The sequence below is a fragment of the Cellulomonas septica genome, from assembly GCF_012396155.1.
Classification (GTDB): domain Bacteria; phylum Actinomycetota; class Actinomycetes; order Actinomycetales; family Cellulomonadaceae; genus Cellulomonas; species Cellulomonas septica.
The window spans coordinates 1-8,414 of the sequence record NZ_JAAXOY010000086.1; the positions used below are offsets into that span (position 1 = coordinate 1).

Genomic DNA, 8,414 nt, shown 5'->3' on the forward strand with positions numbered 1-8,414 from the left:
CGCGCTCGCCCGGGCTCGTGCCGCCGCGGCCACGCCGTCGTCGTCCGGCCCGGCCCCCGAGGTCAAGCCCACGGCACCGTCGCTCGCCGAGCTGCGGCAGCCGACGGCCCGCCAGTTCGGCCTCTACACCCCGCAGGCCCCGTTCAGCTGGGCCGAGCAGGACGCGGTCGCCGCGCAGGTCGGGACGCAGCCGAGCATCGTCGGCTACTTCCAGGGCTGGGACGGCAATTTCCGCGCCGACGCCGTGACCCGCTCGTGGGCCAAGGGCGCCATGCCCATGCTCACGTGGGAGTCGCGCAACCTCGCCACGGCGAACGACGTCGTCGAGGAGCCCGAGTGGTCCCTCAAGGAGATCATCAACGGCCGCTACGACGACTACCTGCGCCAGTACGCCGCGGACGTCACCGCCCTCGGCCTGCCCGTCGCGATCCGTCTCGACCACGAGATGAACGCGTCCTGGTACCCGTGGAACGAGCAGGGCTCCGGCGGCGCGTCCGTCAACGGCAACAGCCCCGGCGAGTACGTGGCCATGTGGCGTCACGTGCACGACGTCTTCGAGGCCGCCGGTGCGAACCAGTACGTGCTGTGGGTGTGGGCGCCGAACATCGTCAACAACCTGCCCGCCGCGAACCAGTCGCTCGCCTACACGAAGTCGCTCTACCCGGGTGACGAGTACGTCGACTGGGTCGGCCTGTCCGGCTACTACCGGCCGCCGTACCGCGACGGCCAGACGCCCACGTTCGCGTGGACCTTCGACAAGTCGCTCGACCAGCTGCGCGCCATCACGCACAAGCCGATCTTCCTCGCGGAGATCGGGGCGTCGGAGAGCGGCGGCCAGAAGGCCGCGTGGGTCACCGACCTGTTCGACGCGCTGGCGAAGCCGGAGAACGCCGACGTCGTCGGGTTCGCCTGGTTCAACCACGCCGTCACCACCATCAGCCAGGGCGAGCGGATCACCAACGACTGGCGCGTCGAGTCGCGCGCCGACTCCCTCGCCGCCTTCGTCGAGGGTCTGCACGACCCCGCCGCAGGCTTCGCCCTCCCGGGCGGTGCGTCATGACGCCCGCGACGCCCACCGCCAACCCCCGCCGTTCAAGGAGAACCGACATGACCGAGCAGCAGACCCCCGACCTCACGGTCGCGGACCACTCCCCCCGACGCGTCTTCGACGCCGACGCCCCCGCCCCCCGCATCTCGGTGCTCGGCACCGGCTACCTCGGCGCCACGCACGCCGTGTCGATGGCCGCGCTCGGCATGGAGGTCGTCGGCTACGACGTCGACCCCGCCAAGGTCGCCGCGCTCCAGGCCGGCAAGGTGCCCTTCTACGAGCCCGGGCTGCCCGAGCTCCTCGAGGAGCAGCTCGCCACCGGTCGCCTGCGCTTCACCTCCGACGTCGCCGAGGCCGTGGCCTTCGCGGACGTGCACTTCGTGTGCGTCGGCACGCCGCAGACCAAGACGAGCCACGCCGCGAACCTGTCGTTCGTCGAGGCCGCGACCACGGCCATCGCGGAGAACCTCACGCACGACGCGCTCATCGTCGGCAAGTCCACCGTGCCCGTCGGCACCGGTGCCCGTCTGCGCGAGCTCGTCGCGCAGAAGGCCCGCACGGACGTCCGCGTCGAGCTCGTGTGGAACCCCGAGTTCCTCCGCGAGGGCAAGGCCGTGCAGGACACGCTGCACCCCGACCGCATCGTCATGGGCGGCACCACCGCCGACTCCGAGGCCGTGCTGCGCCGCGTCTACGCGACGCCCATCGCCGAGGGCTCGCCGGTCGTCGTCTGCGACCTGCCCACCGCCGAGCTCGTCAAGGTGAGCGCCAACGCGTTCCTCGCGACCAAGATCTCGTTCATCAACGCGATCGCCTCCGTCTGCGAGGCCGCCGACGCCGACGTGACCGTCCTCGCCGACGCACTCGGCCACGACGTCCGCATCGGCCGCCAGTTCCTGGACGCCGGTCTCGGCTTCGGCGGCGGCTGCCTCCCCAAGGACATCCGCGCCCTCATGCACCGCGCCAACGAGCTCGGTGCGCACCAGGCCTCCGCCCTGCTCCAGCAGGTCGACGAGATCAACATGGGCCAGCGCGGCCGCGTCGTCGAGCTCGCCCTCGAGGCGTGCGGCGGCTCCGTCCTCAACCGTCGCGTCGGCGTCCTCGGGGCGGCCTTCAAGCCGCACACCGACGACGTGCGCGACTCCCCGGCCCTCAACGTCGCCGCGGCCCTGCACCTGCGCGGTGCCCAGGTCACCGTGTACGACCCCGAGGCCGGCGACACCGCCCGCGCGTCCTTCCCGACGCTCGGCTACGCGACCTCCGCCGAGGAGGCCGTCGAGGGTGCGGACGTCGTCCTCGTCCTCACCGAGTGGGACGAGTTCGTCGGCGCCGAGCCGGCGAAGCTCGCCGCCCTCACGCAGAACGCGAACGTCATCGACGCGCGCGGCAAGCTCGACCCGCAGCGCTGGCGCCAGGCCGGCTGGTCCTTCCGGGGCCTCGGCCGCACCGCCGCCTGACGGGTCGCCTGAACGGTCGCCGGGGTGTCGGCGACCGACCTCGGGCCGCCGGAGGCACGGTCCGGCGGTCACCCCCGCACGCACCACCCGACCGCGTCGGGTCGGGGGTGCGTGCAGCGGGCGGCGTCGCGCCCCGACGCCGCTCCGCACGACGGGCCGCGCACCTCACAACGAGGTGCGCGGCCCGTCCGTGCACCTGGTCGCGCACGCTTCGGTACGAAGGGCGGCACCGCAGACTGAACTCATGGTCGACCGTTCCCGTCAGCACCTCCGCGCTCCGGAACGGTCGGGCGGTTCCGCAGCACCTCGGGTACATCGAGGGCGGCGCCGTTCTCCGATGGATCGATTGGCGATCTGTTCGACCGTCCCGGCGACGTCATCAGTGGTTGGAAACGAGAGTAGATGCTGGTGGTCACTATCGCGAATGAGCGGCTAATGCGGCGTCGTACGTCCACACTGACACTTCGTCTAGTGCCGTACGTGCGCGGTATGCACGCATTTCCTGGAGGATGCTAAGGTCGCCGACGCCGACATGTGCCACAGCGTTCTCCACAAGGGTGCTGCCAGTGCCGGCCCCTTCCACGAGTCCCGTGAGGAACGCGCCGTCCCACGGAAATTCATGGAGGACCCAAGGGGCTGCGCCGGCCGCAACCATTTGCAGCAGGCTAGAGAACAGCGTCGCTGTGTCGCGACGCAATCCACCGTCTTTGATCTGTGCTACAAAGTTGCCTGTCTCGATGACGGTAGTGGCAGGTAGAACGAGGGTTTCTCCAATTCCGATGCGGCGCTTTAGGTCCGCTTTTGCCTCGGACTCGTTCTCGCATCTTCCGGGAACAGGTAGCAAGTTACAGAAAACGCTGGTGTCCACGAACGTAACGCGCATCAGTCGATGCCCAGCAGTCTCGCGAACTCGCTGGTGTCTCGCTTCGGATAGCGTGGATTGACTAGTCTTCCATCGCTGACAGCGTCGCCGATTTCTCCGGCCGCGAGCGCCTCCGCGTATTCGGGCAGGTCGGTCATTCTGCTGAACTGGCTATGGCCCGAGTTGTCGCGGTAGCAGACAAGAACGCTGCGATTGGCGCGACCGGTGACCTCATTGAGCAGCGCCGGGCTATGCGTAGTCAGCACGACCTGAGTCGAACTCGGATGCGCTCGCGTGCCGCGAGTCGCCTCCAGGACGAGATCCAGCACTCGGGCAGCCTGTGAAGGATGAAGTCCGTTTTCGAGTTCTTCGATAACGACTAGGACGCCTCGGCGCAGGTCTCGCGTTGATACGCCCGAATCAATATCCAGGCCCTTACTCGAAGTCAAGAGTGCGGTGGCGATTGCTATGAACCGAAGGAGACCGTCGCTCATCTCGCGTGCTGGCGTTTGAGCGATAGATTTTCCGAACTTCTCGGTGAGTGCTAGTGTCACGTCGCCCAGTGGTGATGCCTCAATTGTGATGTCGAGGATGCGCTCGTCGGCCACCTTCTGAACCAAAGAGATGATCCGGTGAAAGGTCTCCGGATCCTCGTTTCGAACCCGTGCCAACGCGGCCGAGACGTTTTCTCCAGTCCGCCGAAGCTCGGTATCCCTGGAGGGCACATAGTTCCGCATTAGGTGCGGGATGGGGTCCAGATGGAACGAGCCGATCAGTGTCGAGAGCACAGTTTCGGCACCAAATGCAACAGCCTCTTCCGCATCCGTGCCCCGCGCGATGCGTAGTGGGACCTGTGCGGCAATCAGTCGATTGTCGCGAAAGGACATCACTGGATTGACTCCGCGTCGGCCGTTGTGAATCTCGGCTTGAAGACCGGGTGCAGTGGTGCTCGACGTAGGGGTAGAGATCAGCCAGCGATTCTCTACTCTGCCCGATTCCACTGCCGGGCCAGGGCCAAGAAGTCTCTCCCGGGTGATGCGCAGTTCCGGTGCGACCGCGATCGTCACGTCGTACTTCCAACGATCCTCGCCGAGGGCTACCGTGCATCCCAGGTCGAACGACCGAGTTCCATGCGGCGCGCACCCCAGTGATCCGCCGCGGACCGGACCGCCTTCACGTCGGCGTCCATCAAGCGCGTCGTTGATGTCCTCACCCGTAGCGAGGCGCGAGAGGACTTCCAGAGCGTCGAGCGCATTGGACTTTCCGCTGCTATTGCGTCCGGTCAGAATTGTGACGTCGCCGAGGGGCATCGTCGCGCGACGGAAAGACTTGAACGATGTCAGCCGAAGTTCGGTGAGCCGGGGCGTCGCCATGAGGCCGAGGCTACTCGTCGGAGGGTGCGCAACGGGGTGCCGAGGGGGCAGGTGCTCGCGGCGCGTATAGGCAGGCGCTACCGGAAGAGCTGCATGGCTCCCGGTGACGCGTGTCTGACGGGGCGGAACTGGGGCTGCGACTTGCTCTGCAACGTCGCGCACTGCAGCGGTCGACCTTCGGGTGGATCTCACACCCTCTTAAGGCGGAGTGTCGAACGGCGGCGGTAGCCCCCCCGCCGGTCCACGGTCAACTGACGGCGGCTCGACCCGCCGCGGCAAGTTAACGCTTTGCCGGGATGGCTGCGTGGGTGATCGTGGACAGTCCGGCGTTGACGTGGGTCGAGAAGGTGGTCACGTCGGTGATGCCGAAGTCCGCGAGACGGGCGATGTGCTTGGCGAGGTAGCGCTCGGCCGACGCGCGGTCGGTGAACAGGTAGGCGCCGCCCGCCGTCCCGGCCTCGGCGTCCTCCGTCCAGACCTTCCAGACCAGCCCGTCCTCGGCGGCGATGTCCGCCGCGAGCGCGCCGAACGCGGTGACGGCCTCGTCATCTACGGGCCCGTCGGTCGGGAAGTCGAAGAACAGCAGGTGCGCCATGATCGGTCCTCTCCGCCACGCGGTGGGCCGGTGCCCACCCGGTGCCAGAACACCACCGCCCACCGACATCCGACCTCGGTGGATCGCCCGCTCTCGTGTCGGTTCAGGCCTCTACCCTGCGGCCGCTCGTACGAGCGGGTCGTGGCTGTCTGGACCCCGACATGCGAAAGGCCCGTGCGCCACGTCCCAGACGGGTCACGAGCCTTCGACTTCCACGGAGATCAGCTCTCCGGGCGCCGACAAGTCTACGGATCCCGTCTCCCGTGCCGCTACCCGCGGCCAGGGAGGGGATCCGTAGACCGTCGGCGACCGTCAGCTGCCCAGGGCCTGGGAGACGACCTGCTTGGCCTCGTCCTGGACCTGCTTGAGGTGCTCCTCGGAGACGAACGACTCGGCGTAGATCTTGTAGACGTCCTCGGTGCCCGACGGCCGCGCGGCGAACCACGCGTTCTCCGTCGTGACCTTGAGGCCGCCGATGGCCGCGTCGTTGCCGGGCGCGTGCGTGAGGCGCGCGGTGATCGGCTCGCCCGCGAGTGTCGTCGCGGTGACCTGGGAGGCGTCGAGCGCGGCGAGCGTCTTCTTCTCCTCACGGGTCGCGGCGGCGTCGACGCGCGCGTACCAGGACTGCCCGAACTCGCCGACGAGCTCGGCGTGGATCTGCGACGGCGACTTCCCGGTCGTCGCGATGATCTCGGACGCGAGCAGCGCGGGCAGCATGCCGTCCTTGTCGGTGGTCCAGACGGTGCCGTCCTTGCGGAGGAACGACGCGCCCGCGGACTCCTCGCCGCCGAACCCGACCGACCCGTCGACGAGGCCGGGCACGAACCACTTGAACCCGACGGGCACCTCGAGCAGGCGGCGGCCGAGGCGCGCGGCGACGCGGTCGACGAGGCTCGACGAGACGAGGGTCTTGCCGATCGCGGTGCCCGTGGGCCAGCCCGGTCGGGCGCCGCCGTACAGGTAGTGGATCATCACGGCGATGTAGTGGTTGGGGTTCATCAGGCCGCCGTCGGGCGTCACGATGCCGTGCCGGTCGGAGTCCGCGTCGTTGCCGGTCGCGACGTCGAACGGCGCCTCGCCGCCGGCCATGCGCTGGACCAGCGACGCCATCGCGTACGGCGACGAGCAGTCCATGCGGATCTTGCCGTCCCAGTCGAGGGTCATGAACGACCAGCGCGGGTCGACCTGCGGGTTCACGACGGTGAGGTCGAGGCCGTAGCGCTCGCCGATCGCGCCCCAGTACTCGACGGACGCACCGCCGAGCGGGTCGGCACCGATCCGCACGCCCGACGTCCGGATCGCCTCGAGGTCGAGGACGTTCGCGAGGTCGTCGACGTACGCGGACAGGTAGTCGTGCTTGCGGGTCGTCTCGGCCGCGACCGCCTGCTCGTAGCTCACGCGCGGCACGGACCGCCACCCCGACGCGAGGATCGCGTTCGCGCGGTCGGCGATCCACGCGGTCGCCTGCGACCCGGCCGGGCCGCCGTCCGGCGGGTTGTACTTGAAGCCGCCGTCGCGCGGCGGGTTGTGCGACGGGGTCACGACGATGCCGTCGGCCAGGCCGGGCCCGGCCGTGCGGACGCCCTCCGAGGTGCCGGCGCCGTTGTAGCTGAGGATCGCGTGCGAGACGGCGGGCGTCGGCGTCCACGAGTCGCGCGCGTCGACGCGGACCTCGACACCCGCCGCGGCCAGCACCTCGAGCGCGGACCGGAACGCGGGCTCGGACAGCCCGTGCGTGTCGCGGCCGATGAACAGGGGCCCGTCGGTGCCCTGCCCGCGGCGGTACTCGACGATCGCCGCGGTGATCGCGACGATGTGCGCCTCGTTGAACGCGGAGTCCAGGGCGGACCCGCGGTGGCCGCTCGTGCCGAACACCACGCGCTGCGCGGGGTCGTCGAGGTCGGGCTCGCGATCGAAGTACGCCCCGAGGAGGGCGTCAAGGTCGACGAGGTCGGACGGCTGGGCAGGGGTTCCGGCGCGCGGGTCCATGCCGTCGATCCTTCCGCATGACCTGTGACCGCGCAGCCCCCGGCCGTCCCGGTCCGTGGACCCGCCGTGCCAGGTCCGTCACACGCCCCGCGACCGCCCCGACGCGCGGGACCGGTCGGGCACGGGCCGTCGCGCCCGGTAGCCTCGGGGCATGGCCAGGAACACGCCCGACTTCGTGCTGCGTCCGTTCGAGGGGCTTCCCGGTGAGCCCGACTGGGTCGCGCTCAAGGAGCTCGTCCCCGCGGCGACCGCGACCGCCCGAACCTCGAAGGAGCACGGCGCCCGCGACGTCCTCGTCACCACCGTCCTCCCGACGGCGTGGCCCGCGCTCCACCGCGCCGACGGCGTGGTCCTCCTCGCGCTCCAGACGGTCGGCTCGTCCGGCGACGCCAGCCGCGACCTCGCCGCCTCGCTGCTCGAGGCGCTCGAGGTCGAGCCCGGCACGGCGGTCGAGACCGTCGGCCTGCCCGGTCCCGGCCCGCGCCTGCAGGACGTGCTCGACCTGTCCGTGCCGTTCGAGGTGACCGTCCACGAGTCGTTCTCCTACTGGCTCGCGCCCGACACCGAGCGCACCCCCGACCTCGTCGCGGCGATGGAGGAGGCCGACGCGGGCATCATCGACACCCGCAAGCTCGCCGCCGCCGAGTCCGCGTACTGGTGCCGCATGGGCGCCCGCGAGTTCCTCCGCTGGGCGCAGCCGCACGACGAGCAGGTCGTCCTCGACGCGCTCGCCCGCCTGCACGCGCGTCGCGCGTCGGGCTTCGACGGCGGCAAGTTCGTCGGCTACTTCCGGTCGAGCGGACTCGTCGTCCCGGTGTGGGAGCTCGCCCGCGGGTCGGAGGCCGAGGACGTCGAGGCGCCGCTCGCCGCGTTCGCGCCCTCGTTCGCGGAGGCGCTCGCGTCGACCGAGCCGCTCGACGCCAATGAGCGCCGTGCTCGCGCGGGTCTCGTCGCCCGTCAGGTGACGCTCCGCTGACACCCGTCCCGCTGACGCGGCCGACGCCGACGCCGACGCCGCCCGTCGGACGGGTGCCGTCGGCGTCCCGGCCTGCGGGTCCGGGCGGGCGGTCCACGTCCGGCTCGCTAGGCT

General features: G+C 70.0%; 6 protein-coding genes. 3 read left to right on the forward strand and 3 right to left on the reverse strand.

Annotated features, from left to right (window positions below; genetic code table 11):
- Both HGA02_RS05465 and HGA02_RS05470 read left to right on the forward strand, forming a co-directional pair.
- A partial coding sequence (locus HGA02_RS05465; protein ID WP_168678147.1) for a glycoside hydrolase family 26 protein occupies nucleotides 1-1,060 on the forward strand: 1,060 nt, incomplete at its 5' end.
- A gap of 47 nt (nucleotides 1,061-1,107) precedes the next feature.
- A complete protein-coding gene (locus tag HGA02_RS05470) occupies nucleotides 1,108-2,505 on the forward strand; it encodes a UDP-glucose dehydrogenase family protein (RefSeq protein WP_168678148.1) in 1,398 nt (465 codons plus the stop codon).
- 882 nt (nucleotides 2,506-3,387) lie between these two features.
- On the opposite strand, the gene HGA02_RS05475 is transcribed toward HGA02_RS05470, so the two are convergent.
- The 3 genes from HGA02_RS05475 to pgm all read right to left on the reverse strand — a co-directional run bounded on the left by HGA02_RS05475 (nucleotide 3,388) and on the right by pgm (nucleotide 7,324).
- A complete protein-coding gene (locus HGA02_RS05475; RefSeq protein ID WP_168678149.1) occupies nucleotides 3,388-4,740 on the reverse strand; it encodes an AAA family ATPase in 1,353 nt (450 codons plus the stop codon).
- Between the two features lie 280 nt (nucleotides 4,741-5,020).
- Nucleotides 5,021-5,335 (reverse strand): monooxygenase, encoded by a 315-nt coding sequence (locus HGA02_RS05480; protein WP_168678150.1) that lies wholly within the window; start codon nucleotides 5,333-5,335, stop codon nucleotides 5,021-5,023.
- Nucleotides 5,336-5,647: 312 nt separating this feature from the next.
- Nucleotides 5,648-7,324 carry a phosphoglucomutase (alpha-D-glucose-1,6-bisphosphate-dependent) gene (pgm, locus tag HGA02_RS05485; RefSeq protein WP_168678151.1) on the reverse strand — a complete coding sequence of 559 codons (1,677 nt, stop codon included), beginning with the start codon at nucleotides 7,322-7,324 and terminating at the stop codon, nucleotides 5,648-5,650.
- A 151-nt stretch (nucleotides 7,325-7,475) separates the two neighbouring features.
- Between pgm and HGA02_RS05490 the strand changes: the two genes are divergently transcribed.
- Nucleotides 7,476-8,300 (forward strand): DUF5926 family protein, encoded by an 825-nt coding sequence (locus HGA02_RS05490; protein WP_168678152.1) that lies wholly within the window; start codon nucleotides 7,476-7,478, stop codon nucleotides 8,298-8,300.
- Nucleotides 8,301-8,414 lie beyond the last annotated feature (114 nt).